Annotated in this window: 23 protein-coding genes; 8 read left to right on the forward strand and 15 right to left on the reverse strand. The window is 46.3% G+C overall.

What is annotated here, in order from left to right; all coding sequences use genetic code 11:
* Positions 1 to 21: 21 nt before the first annotated feature.
* The 7 genes from SJ312_RS15160 to SJ312_RS15190 all read right to left on the reverse strand — a co-directional run bounded on the left by SJ312_RS15160 (position 22) and on the right by SJ312_RS15190 (position 5,151).
* A complete protein-coding gene (locus SJ312_RS15160) occupies positions 22 to 1,164 on the reverse strand; it encodes a hypothetical protein (protein WP_042847275.1) in 1,143 nt (380 codons plus the stop codon).
* Between the two features lie 287 nt (positions 1,165 to 1,451).
* Positions 1,452 to 2,522, reverse strand: coding sequence for a restriction endonuclease (locus SJ312_RS15165; RefSeq protein ID WP_052219386.1), 1,071 nt, complete (start codon positions 2,520 to 2,522; stop codon positions 1,452 to 1,454).
* A gap of 9 nt (positions 2,523 to 2,531) precedes the next feature.
* A complete protein-coding gene (locus tag SJ312_RS15170; RefSeq protein WP_042847277.1) occupies positions 2,532 to 2,903 on the reverse strand; it encodes a hypothetical protein in 372 nt (123 codons plus the stop codon).
* Positions 2,904 to 2,923: 20 nt separating this feature from the next.
* On the reverse strand, positions 2,924 to 3,292 hold the full coding sequence (locus tag SJ312_RS15175; RefSeq protein WP_162762203.1) for a hypothetical protein: 369 nt from the start codon (positions 3,290 to 3,292) through the stop codon (positions 2,924 to 2,926).
* 73 nt (positions 3,293 to 3,365) lie between these two features.
* A complete protein-coding gene (locus tag SJ312_RS15180; RefSeq protein WP_162762204.1) occupies positions 3,366 to 3,962 on the reverse strand; it encodes a hypothetical protein in 597 nt (198 codons plus the stop codon).
* Positions 3,963 to 3,997: 35 nt separating this feature from the next.
* Positions 3,998 to 4,735 carry a signal peptidase I gene (lepB, locus tag SJ312_RS15185; protein WP_052219387.1) on the reverse strand — a complete coding sequence of 246 codons (738 nt, stop codon included), beginning with the start codon at positions 4,733 to 4,735 and terminating at the stop codon, positions 3,998 to 4,000.
* Positions 4,732 to 5,151, reverse strand: a complete 420-nt coding sequence (locus SJ312_RS15190; protein WP_042847283.1) for a hypothetical protein — start codon at positions 5,149 to 5,151, stop codon at positions 4,732 to 4,734. The genes lepB and SJ312_RS15190 overlap by 4 nt, the downstream gene beginning before the upstream one ends.
* A 186-nt stretch (positions 5,152 to 5,337) precedes the next feature.
* Here SJ312_RS15190 and SJ312_RS15195 point away from each other — a divergent pair, with 186 nt between their 5' ends.
* From SJ312_RS15195 to SJ312_RS15205, 3 genes are all read left to right on the forward strand, one after another.
* Entirely contained in the window at positions 5,338 to 6,123 is a 786-nt protein-coding gene (locus SJ312_RS15195) for a hypothetical protein (protein ID WP_042847286.1), read from the forward strand.
* 1 nt (position 6,124) lies between these two features.
* Entirely contained in the window at positions 6,125 to 7,234 is a 1,110-nt protein-coding gene (locus SJ312_RS15200; protein ID WP_042847288.1) for a toxic anion resistance protein, read from the forward strand.
* A 68-nt stretch (positions 7,235 to 7,302) separates the two neighbouring features.
* Positions 7,303 to 8,286, forward strand: coding sequence for a hypothetical protein (locus SJ312_RS15205; RefSeq protein WP_042847290.1), 984 nt, complete (start codon positions 7,303 to 7,305; stop codon positions 8,284 to 8,286).
* Between the two features lie 48 nt (positions 8,287 to 8,334).
* Here the strand turns inward: SJ312_RS15205 and SJ312_RS15210 are convergent, their stop codons facing one another.
* Entirely contained in the window at positions 8,335 to 8,526 is a 192-nt protein-coding gene (locus tag SJ312_RS15210) for a hypothetical protein (protein WP_042847293.1), read from the reverse strand.
* A 192-nt stretch (positions 8,527 to 8,718) separates the two neighbouring features.
* Between SJ312_RS15210 and SJ312_RS15215 the strand changes: the two genes are divergently transcribed.
* Positions 8,719 to 9,024: a hypothetical protein gene (locus SJ312_RS15215; protein WP_042847295.1), complete on the forward strand. Its 306-nt coding sequence runs from the start codon at positions 8,719 to 8,721 to the stop codon at positions 9,022 to 9,024.
* A gap of 48 nt (positions 9,025 to 9,072) precedes the next feature.
* On the opposite strand, the gene SJ312_RS15220 is transcribed toward SJ312_RS15215, so the two are convergent.
* The 3 genes from SJ312_RS15220 to SJ312_RS15230 all read right to left on the reverse strand — a co-directional run bounded on the left by SJ312_RS15220 (position 9,073) and on the right by SJ312_RS15230 (position 11,847).
* On the reverse strand, positions 9,073 to 10,374 hold the full coding sequence (locus tag SJ312_RS15220; protein WP_042847298.1) for a hypothetical protein: 1,302 nt from the start codon (positions 10,372 to 10,374) through the stop codon (positions 9,073 to 9,075).
* Positions 10,375 to 10,530: 156 nt separating this feature from the next.
* A complete protein-coding gene (locus SJ312_RS15225; protein WP_226617171.1) occupies positions 10,531 to 10,950 on the reverse strand; it encodes a hypothetical protein in 420 nt (139 codons plus the stop codon).
* 3 nt (positions 10,951 to 10,953) lie between these two features.
* On the reverse strand, positions 10,954 to 11,847 hold the full coding sequence (locus tag SJ312_RS15230; protein ID WP_052219389.1) for a hypothetical protein: 894 nt from the start codon (positions 11,845 to 11,847) through the stop codon (positions 10,954 to 10,956).
* Between the two features lie 727 nt (positions 11,848 to 12,574).
* Between SJ312_RS15230 and SJ312_RS15235 the strand changes: the two genes are divergently transcribed.
* The 4 genes from SJ312_RS15235 to SJ312_RS15250 all read left to right on the forward strand — a co-directional run bounded on the left by SJ312_RS15235 (position 12,575) and on the right by SJ312_RS15250 (position 14,887).
* The gene (locus tag SJ312_RS15235; protein ID WP_042847299.1) at positions 12,575 to 13,096 is read left to right on the forward strand and encodes a hypothetical protein; all 522 of its coding nucleotides are present in this window, start codon (positions 12,575 to 12,577) and stop codon (positions 13,094 to 13,096) included.
* 363 nt (positions 13,097 to 13,459) lie between these two features.
* Entirely contained in the window at positions 13,460 to 13,705 is a 246-nt protein-coding gene (locus tag SJ312_RS15240; protein WP_166267796.1) for a DNA polymerase III subunit theta, read from the forward strand.
* Positions 13,706 to 13,741: 36 nt separating this feature from the next.
* The gene (locus SJ312_RS15245) at positions 13,742 to 14,557 is read left to right on the forward strand and encodes a hypothetical protein (RefSeq protein WP_042847303.1); all 816 of its coding nucleotides are present in this window, start codon (positions 13,742 to 13,744) and stop codon (positions 14,555 to 14,557) included.
* A gap of 186 nt (positions 14,558 to 14,743) precedes the next feature.
* The gene (locus tag SJ312_RS15250) at positions 14,744 to 14,887 is read left to right on the forward strand and encodes a Hok/Gef family protein (RefSeq protein ID WP_072035187.1); all 144 of its coding nucleotides are present in this window, start codon (positions 14,744 to 14,746) and stop codon (positions 14,885 to 14,887) included.
* Between the two features lie 87 nt (positions 14,888 to 14,974).
* On the opposite strand, the gene umuC is transcribed toward SJ312_RS15250, so the two are convergent.
* The 4 genes from umuC to SJ312_RS15270 all read right to left on the reverse strand — a co-directional run bounded on the left by umuC (position 14,975) and on the right by SJ312_RS15270 (position 17,791).
* A complete protein-coding gene (gene umuC, locus SJ312_RS15255; protein WP_042847494.1) occupies positions 14,975 to 16,240 on the reverse strand; it encodes a translesion error-prone DNA polymerase V subunit UmuC in 1,266 nt (421 codons plus the stop codon).
* The gene (umuD, locus tag SJ312_RS15260; RefSeq protein WP_042847304.1) at positions 16,240 to 16,656 is read right to left on the reverse strand and encodes a translesion error-prone DNA polymerase V autoproteolytic subunit; all 417 of its coding nucleotides are present in this window, start codon (positions 16,654 to 16,656) and stop codon (positions 16,240 to 16,242) included. Before umuD ends, umuC begins: the two co-directional genes overlap by 1 nt.
* A gap of 69 nt (positions 16,657 to 16,725) precedes the next feature.
* Positions 16,726 to 17,076, reverse strand: coding sequence for a hypothetical protein (locus SJ312_RS15265; RefSeq protein ID WP_042847307.1), 351 nt, complete (start codon positions 17,074 to 17,076; stop codon positions 16,726 to 16,728).
* 4 nt (positions 17,077 to 17,080) lie between these two features.
* Positions 17,081 to 17,791 (reverse strand): GntR family transcriptional regulator, encoded by a 711-nt coding sequence (locus tag SJ312_RS15270; RefSeq protein WP_196053751.1) that lies wholly within the window; start codon positions 17,789 to 17,791, stop codon positions 17,081 to 17,083.
* Positions 17,792 to 17,984: the final 193 nt, after the last annotated feature.

The following is a 17,984-nucleotide window of genomic DNA, read 5'->3' on the forward strand; positions in this document are numbered from 1 at the left end:
GATACGCCTGTCCCATTGATCTTACTTTTTTGATTTCGGCTTTTGTTCAGGCTCCGCCGAAATGTAACGAAGGGAGTCAGTCCGCTGGCCCGGCTCACCAACACCTTGGAGAATCAGTGAATAGGTTCGCTTGCCTGCAACGATAAACAGATCCGTTGCTTGCGACCAGGAGGCCTTATTTTCACTGCGCTGGACACGGAGAATACCGCCAGGCAGCAATTTCAGTTGCCAACCTTTCTCGTCTGACAGGTAGGCACTTATGTTCTCACCCTTATCCGTTGGTAGCAGGAAGATTTTGGCAGCAAACGTGCTGTAGAGATAAACGGTATCCTGTTGTTGAGCTTTATACTCAACTTTCAACGCCGAACCTGTGTAGTTCAGATCCGAACCCGTCATCGTCATAGGTTGAGCGAACTGATTAGTAGCGGGGAGCTCAACGCGCTCCGGTCGGATAGGTTCTGGTGAGCCTGCTGGTGCAGGCTCAGCCGCCTGAGTTGGTACAGGAGTTGGTACTGGCTCAGGCGCTGGCAGTTCAGCCTTCGCTTGCTCTTCAGCCACTGGGGCCGCTTTTACGTCACCGCCCAGTGAAGGGGAAACGTCGGCTTCAGGTGAATTTTCCTCAGCGATCCCAAACTTGGCCGGGTCATACTCCCGCTCATTGCTGGCCGCAATTGGAGCAGATTGCTCTGCCTTAACGACATCTTCAGCCGGAAGGATTTCTGCCGTAGGCATAACAGGCTCAACCACTTCGGCTTCAACCGGAGTTTTAGTTTCAGGCAAACTGTTCTTCTTCAGTTCGGCAATTTCCAACGCGGGCGTTTGCGGCTCGTTTTTGCTATCAGTTGTTACGGCTTCGGCATTAGTCAGTTCAGACTCATGAGCTTGAGTGCCGCTGTTCTCAATGTCCTCTTTGACTTTATCAGTCAGCGCAACACCGTCGTTACCGATATTAACCGACATAGCTTCGACTTTCTCAGCCGGAGTTTTATCGCTCGTTAAAATAACAGCCGTCATCGCACCCCCTGCGATAATGGCCGCTACGATCACGGAAAGCACCGTCTTCTTCGATACTTTCTTCGTTGGTTCAGGCGTGTCCGCTTCCGCAGAGCGTTCACGCAAAATTTCCTGACCGTATTCAGCGCCAGTGCCGCGTTTCTCAGTCATCTATTTCCCCTCAAATTCATTCATGCACATTACCGATCACTGCAACGTTCGTTATGTTTACCCCGTCGCAGTTCAGCCTATTTAACAAACCCCGCAGAACGGAGCCCATGACCAACAGTGTTACCCTCACTGCCTGGTTGGATTGCTTGGTGATTATAACGGCATTGCTTCCGCTGCCGAAATTCAGAAGGGCGAAAAGGTCTGCGTTTTGCTTCCCTTTTCAGATGGAGTGGATATAAAAAAAGAACGCCGACTAAACGGCGCTCCATGAAAGAAAAGGTGAACGACTACAGTTCGCGGGTACCACGACAGTCTGGGAATAGGGAGCAACCAAAGAATGCTGACTTGCCAGATTTTCGAAGAACCATCTTTCCGCCGCATACCGGGCACAACGGCTCTTTCGCATCAATGGATTGAGTGGTTGCTTGGGACTTAGGGGGATTCTGTTCTAACTCTCCATTCCCTTTAATCATTTCGATCAGTTGTGTACCGTCGAGTAAAATAACCTTTCCTTTCACATTTTCGCGTTGAGCGAACTTCCATGCTTCATCGGTAAACAGGCCTGACGTAATAATGAATCCACGGTGAAAGCCGTCTGCGAGCACCACACCGTAAATTTCGCGGACAATAGCAACACCGACACGGTTTGTTTTCCAGTGTTTGCATTGCACCATTTCCCGGTGGCCGAAACCCTGAAGCTCAACATCCACACCACCGTCAGCGCCAGCCTGAGTAACACGGGCGCGATAGCCTTTAGTTTCGAAGAACTTGCAAACCACTTTTTCGAACTGATCCCACGTCATTCGCTCTAAGACCTGACGTGCATTGACGACTCCTTTTAGCTTGCCAAGCGCACGCCCTGAAGCCGATAACTGAAGATATTTAACGACCGTCCCAACAAAGAAACACAAGCCGATATAGAAAAGGAAAGCACCCACTAGCAGCGGTAGTTTGGCATGGAGCAGGTTCATGACAGAGACCATTTTGTCTTCAACCTTCTCACCGGGCGGGAACAACACATCGACAATCGCCTGGCTGATGGCACCTTGATACCCATAAGCATAGAGAAGGACCGTGATTGCCGCGATTGGAAGCCCGATATAGACACGAAATAGCAATGTGGTCTGAGGGGCATTTAAAGTGCGCCAATTTTCTTTTCTGAACCACGTTCCGACAACAACCCGCCCAGAGAACGTGAAAAACAGGAAAATGGACAACGTCAGCAGAAAGGAAATCAGCTGAATTTTCGAGCTCCCCGCAAAAATCGTATTGAGCACTATAATCAGGCCCGACATACCATAGAAGCGGATCCGCATTGCCTTTTCGGGTGTAACCTGACGTTTCTTTCCTTTCGACATTTACTGCACCTATTTTCGTTTTTTAGGCCAAGCCCGGCGAGCCTTGGCCCTCACCGACAGCTCATTGGAATTTAGAATCACGATGTCGTAAACGGCAATCAACCCCACTACGGATGGCGTGCCGTAAACGACAATTTCAGGGATGAGAGGTAGGTATGGTGAAATGACAGCATAGTAAACCACTAGTGATAAGACATACGTTGCCCAGATGTAGTAAATTTCTTTGCGGGCCAGCAAAAATACAGCGGCACAGAACAAAGCCATGTTTCCAACACCGATAATGTGGAAGAGCTCGGCCTCATTCTTACTGGCATATACAGCCAGGGCATAAACACCAGCTATCATTAACATTAAAACGTAGTTCACCACACGCAAAACCATATAAACCTCAACAAAGTAGCTTAGTCATTTGAATGTGCCGAGTTTATCATCGGCAGATCCGCTGACGAAATCACTCCAGTTTCGGCCGCAGGCACGTACCCAGCCATAGCATCCTGGTTATCGCATGCGATTTGGTTGGGGATCCAAAAATCCCCGTTCGTTGCTTCAACAAACCGAAAAACCATTTGGCAGGGGACATTTAGGACAGACGCGATAATCATGGTTTGGTTGCTCCCCTCAATAAATCGGGCGCTTTCATACTGAGCATCCTCAGCGAGCCCTTCGTTAAATAAGACTTGTAGTGCATCCAGCTCCGTCACTGGATCCGTCGTCACCTCTTTGCTCGGCGCTTTCTGTTGCGCTGGGGCTGACAGAGGTGTCACAGGCATCGGCTTTCCCGGCCCGACGTTAGCGCACCCCCCAAGGATTAGAACCATCAAAACTGACAGATATTTCATTGCATTACTCCTTCATGACGATGGAATTGTGGTTATTGAATAAGTGGATTACCTGCTGAGCCGATATATCCTCCCAGCCTTCAGGCATATCCGGTAGTTCATAGGTCATGGTATCTTCACGGGCATTCACGGGAATGGAGCAAACGAGAGAGAAGTTTCCTTGCTCGTCAGATATTGCCCATATTTGGGAAAAACCAATGACAGCCCCTGCCGTGACGCGCTGATTAATGCCCAGCATCATGCAGATAGCGCGTTGATATCCCATTGCACCAGGCTCACCGTATAGCGCACAATCAACACCTAGCGCAGTCAAAGCATTTACAGCTAATTGCATTAGCTCACGAGAGACAGCCTCACCAGCAGGGTTGTCATGACGCAAGGCATAGGGAATGTGATCAGTCTCAGCCAAAAGGGAATCATCCCCGGCCAACTTAAAGCCGGTCACTTTTTGGATGTGTTCATAACGTGAGCGGAAAAAATATTCAGGTACGCAGAAGTCTGGTCCTGAAAAGTTGATGAACCCAAGCCGTTCACAGACAGCCAGAGTCTGAGCTCTCCACTCATTGTAGGCTTCTACGGCACGAGCGAATTCAGCCACCATTTCAGGTGATTTTGTCTGGTAGAAGATTTCAATCATCATTTTCGCGCACCATCTGCACCTTGGCGGATCACTGCCATTTGTACGTCGAGCGCATCGTAATTGTTGAACGGATTAAAATTGAACAATGTGTGTATGACACGGGCATGAATCCGGTCATGCGGGACCAATCCTCGCAAAGGCTTTGGTGTGCCAGGTGGGTTTTCCCAGTAACGACTATCCCATGAGTGATCACGGTTGTCCCCGGCCATAAAGTAATAGCCTTCAGGAATAACCCAGCGACCTTTTGTTGGTACATAAGCAGCGTGTGTATCGATCACAAATCTGTACGGTTTACCAGTGCGCTCATCACAGGCCGAGAACACAAGGAAACCACCTTTTTCTTCGGTTTTTTGCCCCAGTACCCTACCATTGACTCGATACGTTTTGTCTGTGTCAAATTCAACCACATCACCGGGAATGCCGATAATGCGCTTTGTATAAAGCGTGCGAGGTACTGAAGGAGCCTTGAACACAGCTACATCGCCGCGCATTAATCGGCCATCGTCCAGCAATCCCCCCAGCCTGACCGCCGTAACATAGTCACCTACTTTATAGGTGGGCTGCATGGAGCCCGTAGGGACGCTGTAGATTGAGCCTATCCACCGATCACTGACAAACAACGTCACGGACAAGGCAAGGGCGATCACAAGCCAGGGTTGCGGTTTTCGGCGTTTGATGACATCTCGGCCCAAAACTGCCACCAGCCCGACAAATAAAATACCGAGCCCATTCATGAATGCACCGCCTTCAAAGAACGCGCGTAACGAGTGAGTGAATCAGCCAGGCGTATGTAAATTGACAACAGGTAGAAGTGATATGCGCTACCTTGCGCCATTTTTACGGCCAATGGATACTCTATTTCTTCGCCTCCTTCCATGATTATGAGGGACAAGTTGACGAATTGGTCATCACGACTAAAGCGTACACGGATTACCCGATTCGTTTTTACCGGCAGGTAATAACAGCGATACCCGATCACCGCAAAAACCAGTAAGAAAAGAGCCAGCAAACCGACTGGGACAATCCAAGTTAATTCCCCCGATAAACAGAACCAAAAGGCAACAGAAACAGCACCGTCAGTCAGTAACGTGAATACGCGGTTGAGCCGTAGGCGGCCAGTCAAGATCATCAATGGTACGAATCGGAGCATAGCTTCCTCCTGTTTATGGATGCGGACAGGATACCGAACACCTAACCGGTGACTGAGTTTTTTCATCGACAAAACGAAGACGAAAAAAAGGGGGCTTATTACTGATAAAAATTGACCTCATTTTCTTTGTCAGCAAATTTGTCGTGATAGCTTGAAGGTAGATTCTATTGTTCTTTAGGAGTGCGCATGTCCACCAGCCTGATTGCTCGGCAATTACCCGCGTTCGTCAATGACGCGATAGGCGTTGTTAGCTTTGGTCCCAAATTACTGTCCCATTCCGATGACATCCTTGATTTCAACGGTAACAAAATGACGCTGGAAGAAGCCATGAAATCGGGATCTGAAGATACGAAAATCAGCGAAACAAGCGCACTCTTGGTAAAGCACCTTGAGGCTTGTGACCCTGCGGTGTACTTCAAGCGCAAGACGGGATTCCTGTCCCGCATCTGGGATGCCCTGACGGGGTCAAAAGAAACACGCATGATTGAGTTCACCATGAATTGTCGTCGTGTCGATCGGCTGGTGGCACAAGCCCCATTGATACTGGAGCAGGCGCAAAAAGGCGTGCATATCTTGTTGGCGCTTGAGCAAATCTATACGCGTGACATTGAAGCTTTGGACGCTTACATCCAAGAAGGCCGGGCATTTATAGCCCAATATCGTGAAAGTGGGGAGGGGCTATCAGATCAGTTGGAGTACGGACTGACCCGCTTAGCTCAACGCATCCTTAATCTGGAAGTCACCAAAGCCTCTTCAGAAATGAATAAGGTTCAGGTAGGGATGTTGCTGCACTCTGCCGCAACAGAGGTAGACCTTCTGGATGCGGTTGTGAAAAGTGCAATCCCTATCTGGCATCACCAAATAAAACAACTGCGAAGTGGAGCGGCCAATATCGAGATAGATCCGCAAGTCGAACAGCGTTTTCGAACGTTGGTAAACAAACTCAACGATAACGTTAAAAAGGGTAGCTGATATGACCAACACAATCACTGTCACCGCTGATCAGATTATTTTGAACAAAGAGTCTGAAAAGTTTGCCGTCACCCCAGCTCAGCGCGATCAGGTCGCTGCCGTCGCAAACACCCTTGTGCTGGGCGATCCAAGGAGCGCACATAACTTTGGCCGCAGCAAATCACCCGATGGTGCCTATCTGGATAAGCTGTTGGAAAACGTTCATGTCTATAACCAAGGCAAGGACGGCAAGCGGCTGAATGAAATCGTTGAACTTGCTCGCGATATCAGTACGTCTGTACAGCCTGGCAAGGTGCAGCAGCTGTTACTGAAAATCCCAGTGCTCGGGTACTACGCGACGCGCGCACTTCGACTCGCTCATCGGGCGAATGACCGTTTTGACAACGTTAAAAACCAAGTCAGCTTACTGACGGAAGACATCACCAGCATCTCGACTGATCTCATTGGTCACAACAATAACCTCGACATTTTGTATGAGGAAGTGCTGGCCGAAGTGCATGAGTCGGGCATTAATATTGTGGCCGCAGGTTTCGCGATAGAGCATATTGAAGCCACCCTGAAACAGCGCCGCAAGGCATTGAAGAGCGACCCAGAAAACAATTTGCTTGCTTTGGAAGTCAGTAATATCGACCACCAGCTGGCCGTACTGAAAAAACGCAAAGTAGATATCATCATGACGCAGCAGAAATGCTTTGAGGATTTGACCATGATCCGAATGATGCAGCGAAATAACCTCAACATGCTTGACCAGTTTGAAACCATCAAGCGTGTAACACTCCCATCTGCCAAACGCGCTCACTTGCTGGTGGATCAGGCCACACAAAGTAACAACCGTTCAAAGCTGGTTCAGGCAGTGGGCGATGTCGTTAATGCGCAGGCGAGACACCAGGCAGACTTGGTCAGCGAGAGCTCCATCCGAATTGCACGGGAAGGACATCGCCCGGTGTATGATGAGTCAACATTGGAGCACATTTCAAACACCATCGGCGGTGCCGCGCGCGAGATTAAACGGATCCAACGTGAAAGCGAAGGCCACTACGCTCGCCTATCTGAACGTACAGACGCCTGGCAGAAGCACCGCCGTGAACTGCTTTTGGAACTGGCGGAATAATTTAGCAGTTACATCATAGGCCGAGTTATTCGGCCATCTCATTTAACGTTTAGTGTCCGGAGGGGGGAATGGTTAAGACAGAACCAGATATTGTCTCGACTGAAAAACGTATTCAACACAAGCGAAATCGATTGTTTTTGACGGGTTGCATCCTGTTGCTGCTTGCGGGTTTCGTCTGGATATTCAGTTGGATGCAACAGTTTGAACTGGATACACTCCATGCTATGGCGATCAATAAACCTGTTAATTTGTCTCTCGGTTCAGGGGCGTCGATAGAAGGGGGATTTGTCACAATCGGCGGGGTTATTGAAAAATACCTTTCGTATAGTATTCCATTTTTAGTTGCATTGGCCGTTGTCGTGGTAGGGATTGCGATAATGCAGTCAGAAGCATCGTACCTCATCATCATTGCGCCTGTCGCCGGTGTCATTTTTTCAACAATAATCCTGACGCATGATGAACCAAAATCGTTACCTAGCGCCACTTCGGTACGGACTGAAATACTTATTCCTGCCGGTGAGGTTAATGAATTACTGAGCGCGATCACGACAGAATACCCAGGGGTTGGCCTTATCCTGAAGGATGCGATGGAAAAGGGGAGCAATGATACAAATGCGGTTACCGCTTTTGAAGGTGAAATACGTTCAGGCTATGCTGCGGGTGACGCTCGTCGTGCGATGTCCATAAGCGTGGCATTGGTTCAGGCTCTGGCTGTGGCCGCGCAGAACACTTCTGACGAGAAGGAAGCTAACAAGCTTCTGGATAAAGCGAGCCGAGTCGCAGCCCTCAGTGTTCGCATTTTGAGGGATAATTATTTTGTGGATAGCGAGTTGGCATATCGATTATATGAATTGGCCCAGCGACTTGAGCCAAGCATTGTTAATGATGCCAAACCAAGCATTGAAGTGAAGTATCAGGAGTCGGCTGAAATCGCAGGAATATCACGAATACTGAACTGTGCTTTACTTGTGATGACAATGATACTCATCACGTTGTCTGGATTCGCAAATAGAAATCTGCGTTTGCTGAAGCAACTGAGAACGCAGCCGTGAACCACAATTCATAGAAACGAAGAGCCCCGGTTTTGCCGGGGCTTTTGATTAATGGTAGTGCTTGTTGTGATCGTTTTCCTCTTCTGCTTGAGAGGCCGCTGACATAATAGCCGGAGGTTCGGCGTAATCCTTTCCCTCATCATCCGGCTTCTTAAAGAATTTTGACCAAATGTAGTGACCAGCCAGTAAGGCAACTCCACCACCAATCATCAGCACATCAAACAAGTCGAGCTTAGGCATTTTTCTTCTCCAGTCAAAATGGGTCCATACCCGGCTGGCGTTTAACGCTTTCGGGCAGCGTAGGCAGTTCCCAATTTAAACACGGGCATTCTGACAAAAACACAGAAAAGGAGAGCGAAACGAGGGGGAAAAAAATCTGGCTCCATACAGTGCCATGAGATAATTAAGGCTCTTACCAACGCAGAGGTTTTAATGGCATTGATTATCCGAGCAGGAACCGGCCAGAGTGATACCACAGTCACCAAGGCTGATGAGCAAGGGCTTCTTGACCCTGTATTCGTTCAAAGCGTTCTGAAAGGGTACCCTGAGTTTTCTCAGCTAAGTCAGGGCATCACGTTGAATGGTGTGGTCTATGATCGTGTTCTCATGAATGAAGACGCGAAACACAGCGAGCTGGGTTTGAATCAACGAGCCACCACTTTGCTGGAGGAACATGTTTGCCTGGAAGGGCCGATCGTCGGTGATGTGTTGTTGCTAACGTCAGGAGAGCTTTACTGACACGTCGGTAATAAAAAGGCAACCATGTGGTTGCCTTTTCTTGTTGGATCATCCCAGCTGGTGGGGGTATTTGAGCCACCAGTCAGGTGAGTATAGGAAGTTTCCTTTCTCTTTCCAGCCAGCACCTATCAGCTGATCTTTAACAAAGTCAGGTTGTTTGCGTAGCGTGTCAATGGAAACTTCATCGACAATACAGACCGTTCCTTTCTCACCTTCAATCTCACTTTTAATGTAACGTGTCAGGCCGATGAGTTGAATGCGTGAGCTGATTGCACCTGCTGTCCGATCCATTTTTTTGGCTATCACGTCTGGCGAATGATGCTCCCCAAGTAAAGTGAATAGGAATTTATAGTTGCCAGCGAACCATAATTTACCGTTGCGCGTTTTTTCACGAGCAGGTGCTGGCTGGCGCTTTTCAGTGGATGTAGGTGGTGTCGAAGCTGCGGGGGTGGCGTTTTTTTCAGCCAGAGGAGGGGGTTGAGGTGCTGCGGTATCAATAGCCTGTCGTTTGGCATTCACTGCTTTCAACAAGGTTGCAGCGGCCATCATGTGCTCATTACACCGAACTGGTGTATCGGCTTCTGTGACTGAAGCTTTCAGCGGCCAGGAGCCTGGAATCAGGTCGGTGATCTGGGTTGCGTCAGACCACCAGGTTGGGGCTGTTAATTGCAAACCATCAATGAGCCAGCCATTGTGCAACATAGGTAGCACGTCAAAATAACGCATTTTCGACAGCACTCGTGGCTGGATAGTTGCGCACATCCAGACCTTGGCCTCCCCTGAGTCTTCAGCAGTTCCGACACGAACCAAACCCATGATAGAGAGCTGTTGAATAATATTAGACATGCTGCGCATCAGTACCTGCGTTAGTGCATCCTTACTGGGGCGCTGAGACAGAGCTGTCAGCATCATGCCCACATCCTCTGGAGTCCAAGGCTTACCGTTATTGAGCAAGTGAACTGTTCGGCGAGCAGGCGCGTCAGCATCGTCGTTATAACGAAACGCAAGAGCAGGGCGTGATGTCCACCACTCAGGCGACCGCAGTGATTGCTCTCCACGCCATACCTGTGGAGCCCATCCCATCTCGGTCAGATTGCGATAAATGCCGGACATAGTTTTACCCAAGCAAGCAATACCGACCTGGTGATTTGGCACCAGGGTTATCTGGCTGAGGTCATCAATGTTTTCACAAGTGGCAATGTACAAATCCATCGCGATACACTTGCGTTGAATTTCTTCCACATCCTTACCGATGACTGACGATAAGGCTGTAAAAGAGTAGTTATCCTTCAGCCCCTTCACAAGCTTGAGTTCGTCAGTAATCGACCACGCGATGTTCTCTTGAGTCATGTTGAGGTCCTATTTGATTACTACAGTGCTGATATTTTAACCGAGGGCAAGTCACTATCGAAATTTTGTGACCTATTTTGCACAGGGTTATGTACAGAATTTGTGGATAAAATGGCGATCAAAAAGCTTGATTTAAATTTCAAAGGCATCATTGGATTAGCCCTCTAGATTTAAGCTAACGTGCAGGTCAACGGTTGCCTGGCAGCCGGGGATGTATCTCGGCCAATCAGTTGCATTTGCTCGCTTTATAACCACGACCTCAAATCCAAACTGATCCGCAGTCAGGTCAACAATAAAGTCAGCATTATCCGCAGTTGCTTCACACCAATAATGGCCGTGCTGAGATGATGATGTGTATAACCCTCCGTCAGCGTACCCATCACCTCCACGGATCCGTGTCGGATAGCCGCCTCGGGTTAACATTGCGGCCAGCATCAAACTGGCATATAGACAGGTTCCCTTGGTTGAGGAAACATTGCAGTGTGCTAGTAACCCGTCGAGTATAATTCTTGCCTTCTGGGCAATCTCGGTTAATGAAGGTCGGGCTGGTGGAATGGTTAGGTGATGTGGGCTCACGGATTAGCCCTCATTCAACAGACGCTGTATAGCCGCTCTGACACGCAGGATTGCCGCACGCTCAGCGATTGTGCTGAATCCCTTAGTGTTATGCTTGCGTTCAAAAATGTCTTTTTCCCAGGCGGAGATATAGCCCTTTTCCCGTGCCTCGGCCAATTTGACTACCAGTTGTTCAGGATCTGAAATGACACAGAAGGGGGTGGCACTAACCTTTGCGAGGGCCTGCGCTTCTGCGGTGGTTTCCGGTAGCGCTTTGGAAATCCCGGCCTGCATCATTTTGGTTTGGATGTTAGCTCGTATCGCGTGCTGTTTGACCGTTAATTTTTTCATAGGAAAGGTCCGCAATGCGAAGTCCTTTTCCCACTGGTTGATGACATTCTGATTGAATGCGGTTTGGATGTGACTTGCACCGTAGACCAGCGCACGACTTTCTTCACCCATGTCTGCTAATTTGGCATTGATAGACTCACGCGTTTTCCGTTGTTTCTGCGTTAGCTTCCGCTTGTCGATGTTGCTCAGGTAAAACTCAAATTCCCAGGGGGTAATCACGGATTGAGCCAATGCCATTTCAAGCAATTTTCGACTGGCTGCTTTCGTACCGTCTTTTGATATCCGATCAATTGCATTGAAAATGCCATCCGAACCCAGAGCCATGAATTTATTGACGCAGCAGTTCCCAACTCTTGCAGCCTTGTTGTTCGTTTTATTTTTGATAACGCAGATTTTTATGATTGGCTGATGGCCGCACAAGCACTGGTCAGCTATCTGCGCCCGAAAAACTTGCTGTAATGACCATTCAGTACGGGCACTTTCCCAATCTTCAGCCGTGGACATTTTCGTAATGCGCTGCATTAATTGTATGTGCTTGTAACTTTTTGCTTCGTTGCTCTCGCTCATTGTTTTTCCAGTCAATCAAATCCTTACCTTTTCCCTGTAGGGTATAGATTTTGCCAAATAAGGGTCAACGGAAAAGCACCCTGTTTTGTTGTCCTTTTCGGTACAATTAACAGCGTGTTAGTAATTGCATATTTATGCATAAAAACTAATGGAATATGAGTGAGGTTTAAGCCGTAAAAAAGGGGGTGACTCGTTAAAAGTCACCCCCCACACTGGATCCCCACCCAGACATACAATGCTTCACATTCGTTTGCATTGATTTAAATCATACATTCTTCAGAATTAGATGGAAGTCTTTTTTTGGTCAAAAAATGCATAAACCACGAATGAACATTTGAAGCGAAAATGCGTGATAAAATTGTCACGATTTTTCCATTGCTTACAGCAAGTATATATTTGCTCAGTATAATTTGCATTTTTACCACCGTGGGTCGCGTTTATGCAGCATGAATGACCTATGTGCAATGTGGGCACAAATTAACCAGAATTTAACAAATCACTCGATGGTGCGCACAACTGAAAAGCGCCGATAAAACTAGCCGTTTCATCCAACCTTTGTGACAAAATTGGTTTATCCTCTTTGGATAAATGCCTTTCTTGGCTAATTGGGCATTTCAAAAGCCAGACATTGTTTCTTGAATTATTACGCATGATCTCGGTTAAGTGATTTCGTCAGGCGACTGGGCGGGCTTACCATTTCTGTATTAACGTACAGAAGGAGCTCAGAATGACTGCAATAATTGATAAACAGATTTCCGCCGCGAACTTAAATGCATTTGGCTGGCAGTTGGGAGACCACATTCACTCAACACCGTTTACCTCCCATGTTTTTTATCTGCGGGACTACCGAGATGATCAGGTGCATTTGGTGACCATTGGACAGCGGGACTTTGATTCAGCGCGCACAAACCTTGATGTGCCCATTGGGGCTCATGTGGAGGCAATAGCTCAGCTCATTAAAAAAAGTAGGAAAAAAGCATTATCGCAAAAGCATGCTGGCGCGCTCAGCTTTGCGTTAGTGAATTACATCAAAAACACTGGCGCTTATCGCCAATGGCTCACTTTGATTTCACCCGGCGAACGCATGCACGCAGTCATGAATATCTATAGCCAGAAAAATGGCCTAGTGAGACTTCGGCCATTTATCGTGCGCCACGATGAGTTAATGCTGACACCGAACGATGTCATGCAGAGCACTGAACAGATTTTTGTGATGGATAAAGCCAGGAATCCAGAGTGGTTTAACTAATCTGATATCTACTCGATAATAAGAAAAGAAGAGAGCGTTTGCTCTCTTTTTTTTGAAGTGACTCAACATTGTGTAATTTTGCATTAACCTGCAAGTAGACGAGTAGGGCAGGAACGCATAAAATTATAATCGCGAAATGCCTTTATAAATCAATGGCTTATTTAACATAATCCTCATTATATGTATCGCGTTAACAATTTTAACAATTGGGTTTCCTGAGGAGATTTCGAACCTCAAAGTGTCAGAAATGGAATTGAAAGATGAAAATGAGAGCCAACGCATCTTGTTATCTTTCAATGTGCATAGACTTATACTTTAACCATATTATGATCGATGGATTAGACGTTAAATTAAAGGCACGACATGGGACACAACTTAGCGGAATTATCTAAAGAAGAAATGGACAAGGTTAATGTTGACCTTGCTGCTTCAGCCGTTGCTTATAAAGAGCGACTAAATAAGCAAGTGCTTGATGTTCAAGTTGAACAGGAGCAGCCAGAGCACCTGAGAGAATATTTCCGTGAGAGATTAGCTCATTACCGCAAGCTTTCCGAGACACTGCCTGGCGCGGGCTATTACGCAACGCTAGACAGCAAAGCACAGCAATGAGCTTACACTTTTAACCTACTTTTATATGGATATTAAATGACGGAATTAAACAAAAACGACTGGATCATTGAAGCTGATAAATCTATTAAGGATGTCTTAGCTAATGCACTACGAACCGATAAAAATGGTTCTTGGGATGAAAATCAGATAACAACGAACGCATTGAATGCCATTGGTAGCTTAGGGAAGCAATTGAAATGGAAATCGCAAAACCAATCTACTGTTTGGGAGTCATATAAGCAAAAAGGCAAGGCTGAGACAGCTTCAGGGGACGTACTTTTTTTTATTAAAGTAATCTTATCTAATGAGGTGACCATCGAGGGGGTAATTTACTACGAAGCAAAAAAAATGTATTTAAATGAAAGACAAGAACCTACAGGATACTCAGCTTTTGACTTCAATCAATTGGGCAGGATAGTACACCACTCATGGGGAAGCAACATATTACTATACGACGTAAGCCTTACTTCAAGTGCTAATGGAGGAGACCCGGAACACTCAGTTGGTTCGTTTGCTTTACCAGCTGCTTTTGTTTATTCCCTCCTAAAAGGCACTAGCAGATTTACTTCCAATCAATCCAAAGAATTACCAGGCTTAGGCAAGCCGTGGGCAAATTTTTTGGCTGATAATTTCTCTGGATTTGGTTTAGATTACCATCCCGCAGTCGTCGGTTACGCAAAGGAATACATATCTCAAAAGCATCCATTGTTACCTGCAAATATAGTCATTGCAACCACAAGTAAAGCGCCAGAGATAGAGCCAGAACTGGACCGCCGTTTTATTATTCCAAATTTATATATCCCGTCTGGTGAAGATGCAGATGGTGAGGTCATTCGTCATACTGATGATTAATGAGATCAGATGTTTGTGGGAAGTAAAAGTCTGTTATTATGGATTTGGGTGCTTGAATCATTTTGGTTCGAGCATTTGCAAGTTCCAAAAAGACGAAAGCCCCGAATTATATATGACAATAATTCGAGGCAGTCTCCAAACGTAGCAATTTGATTCTGCCTCCTTTAACAAAAGGAGTCAAGAGGAATGACCAAGTTTGCCCTTATTAGGCTGATTGCCGTATGTATTACGGTTTTGTGTTTCTCTCTGCTAATGCGAGATAGGCTTTGCTCTTTGAGTGTAAGCAGCGGAAATACAGTGGTTCAAGCTACTCTTTCCTGTAACGAGTAGTCTTGTGGGGGAGTTATCTCCCCCACATTTCTCTTTCTTTTGCCATGTTCGGTGATGCAAGCACCCTTTTCAATGCCTTCCTGACGATCAACGCACCTTCGCAATCGGGAGGTCATTGACGTTTGTTGTATATTCCGGAGACAGCATGCCGCGCGTCATTCCCCAGGATGGGTCACATCCTTTTCCAGCAAAGCCAATATTGAATTTTCCAGATCGATTCATGTTATCCAATAGAGCCATCAACTCTTCACTTCTTTTAAAAGGTTTGGCGGTGGAAAAAAGGTCGAACTGAGTAACATTTGAACCGGAAAAATCAGACAGCATCACGCCTGCTCGGTGGTATTGATACCCTTCCCTCCAAATTGCCCCCAGAGCTTTAACTGCGGCATTAATGATATCTCTTGTGTCTGCGCTAGCGTACACCAGACGCTCAGTAGCCCGATTGCTATACAAAGGGCCTGGCGAATAATGGCTTGTGCCAAGGAATACACTGACGACGCCACACAGTTGCTTTTCAGCCCTCAATTTCTCACTCGCTCTCTCTGCATAGGAACAAATTGCCTGGTGCATTTCGTCATAGCATTGAACTTTTTTGCCAAAAGATTTCGAGGAAATAATTTGCTCTTTAACTTTTCGCACTTCTTCTATTTCAATACAGGACTCACCGTTGAGCTCACGAACCGTCCTTTCAACGACAACGCCGAAGGTTTTTCGGATCGTAGCGATATTAGCATCAGCCAACTCTAACGCGGTATTAATGCCCATCATACGCAGCTTGGCAGAAATGCGACGACCCACCCCCCAAATCTCATCAACCGGTAATAATGACATCAATTTTCTTTGTCTGGTTTTTTGGCTTAATTCGACTACGCCCCCGGTTTTGCTCCAGCGCTTTGCCGCATGATTAGCCAGCTTGGCGAGTGTTTTTGTCGGACCAAAACCAACGCCAATAGGAACATGTGCAATTTGCAAAATGTCTTTTTGGATGGCCCGGCCAAATTCCTCGTACCCCCCTAACCTTTTACTTTCTGGCACGATCAGAAAGGCCTCGTCTATTGAGTATACTTCCATGACATCTGCAAAAGTGGATAACACAGACATAGTTCTGTCTGATACATCCTGGTACAAGGTGTAATTTGAAGAGAAGACTTGAACATTGTTTTTTTTAAAGAAATTTGCATTTTCAAAGTACAGAGCCCCCATTTTAATACCCAGCGCCTTTGCCTCCTTTGAACGTGAGATTACGATATGGTCATTATTTGCCAGAACAACAATAGGTAAGCCCTGGAGGCGCGGGTTAAAAGCAGACTCGCACGAACAATAAAAACTGTTAATGTCGCAGTGAGCAAACATCATAACGTTTTGTGAATAACGTAGGTCACAACCCCAAAGACGGTGAACTCAGCCCAATCAGCTATAGGAATTGGAGAAAAACTTGGGTTCATCGGGATAAGTGCTGGATACGGCGTTTTTTGGAGTTTTTTGATAGTAAATTCGCCATCTATGGAAGCGATGATAATGTTTCCGTCATGCGCCTGTAGGCTACTGTCTACGATAACAATGTCACCATCGCTAATATTGGCGTCGATCATTGATGTACCTGATACCCTCAAAAAATAGGTTCCCGCCGGGTGTGTTATTAATAATTCGTTTAAGTCTATGTTTTTTTTGGCGTAATCAGCGGCTGGGGAGGGAAAGCCTGCGGGAATGAGCGCCTCGAAAAAAGGCAGTTTTATCCCCGCTGGTAATTCACATAATGAAAATTGCATAACGCCACCTTTTGAATAACTGTAAATATATACAGTATTATTATTCAGGTGCGAATGATTGTCTAGTTGCTATTTTGTGATGGTATTCCGGTAAAGAATATACTCGCGATACAGAAGCATGATAAACCCACCCGCGACAAAGCCTGAAATGCTGCTCTGATATCCTTCTGGGGGGTGATAGCCTGCGATGGTAGCGAGTAAAATACAAGGCATACCAACCAATATAACGATTGTCCTTACGGCCTTTTGCCTGCCCATTAACATTAAAAAGGCAAGGCCAAGTATGAAGCCAAGCAATGTCGTAGCATCAACACCCAGACTAACAAGTCGGACTATGATTAAGGCGATTATAAATATTGCGATGAGCAGCTTATTTTTTTGGTTGCGGTACATGTAATGAATGAATTCAAGTAACCGCATCACCTCAACCTTCCCCGTGAATATCCATATACAATTTCATACCACTGTCGATGGAGTTCGTAAATATCTTAATTATAAGATCTGCATTTCTGTTGATAAGAGCATCGCGCAAAGGATAATAATATTTAGGCCATTCCTCTAAGGAAGTTGTTTCATAGAGGAAGTGGAAGCTAGGCCCCACACTTACCCAAAGCTGTGTAATCAACGCCATAAGCTCAGGGGAATCAGAAAGCGTAAACATCCGCAGTCTCAACGCCCAATGCAATTGAACGGCGGTTTTAATGTCCCCCGACAAGTGTGCCGCTTCGAGTTCGAGCGTCAATTCCACCAGTGAATTAAGCGCTTCGTCAGACATGATATTTATTGAACGAGTGATGGCGGGTAGTTCTAGCATCTTCCGTATGCCCATCAATTCAATAAGTCGATCAGGATGAATATCCGGAACCAAAAAAGCGTGGGAAGGTGAAACATGTAACGCTCCATACGAAGAAAGCCTTACCAGTGCTTCTCTTACAGGAGTAATGCTCATGTTTAAAGATTCTGCAATTTCCTTGGTGATCATCTTTTGGCCTGGAGCAAGAAACCCCAGAATTAAGGCGCATTTTAGACGATTTTCAACTTGTTGGGTTAGACTGATTCTACGCGGAGGTTTTGCATTTAATGACAATAGGATCTGGTCTGAAATGTCACATAGTTGAAATTTATTTTTATTCATAATTGAAATTCTCGCGGAACTTTAACCTAACAAAATATTTTTAGGAACATTTTATTAGAATTGAATATTCTAAAAAAATCAATTTTCAGAAGTAACGAATTCTTTCATTATCATAGATCATGATGATTTTTGAATGAACGACGGGTATCCTAAGAGTAGTCATAGCTGTGTACTCTGAGGTTACGGTGAAACG

The sequence above is a fragment of the Providencia sp. CIM-Carb-044 genome (genome assembly GCF_033901115.1).
Lineage (GTDB): Bacteria > Pseudomonadota > Gammaproteobacteria > Enterobacterales > Enterobacteriaceae > Providencia > Providencia hangzhouensis.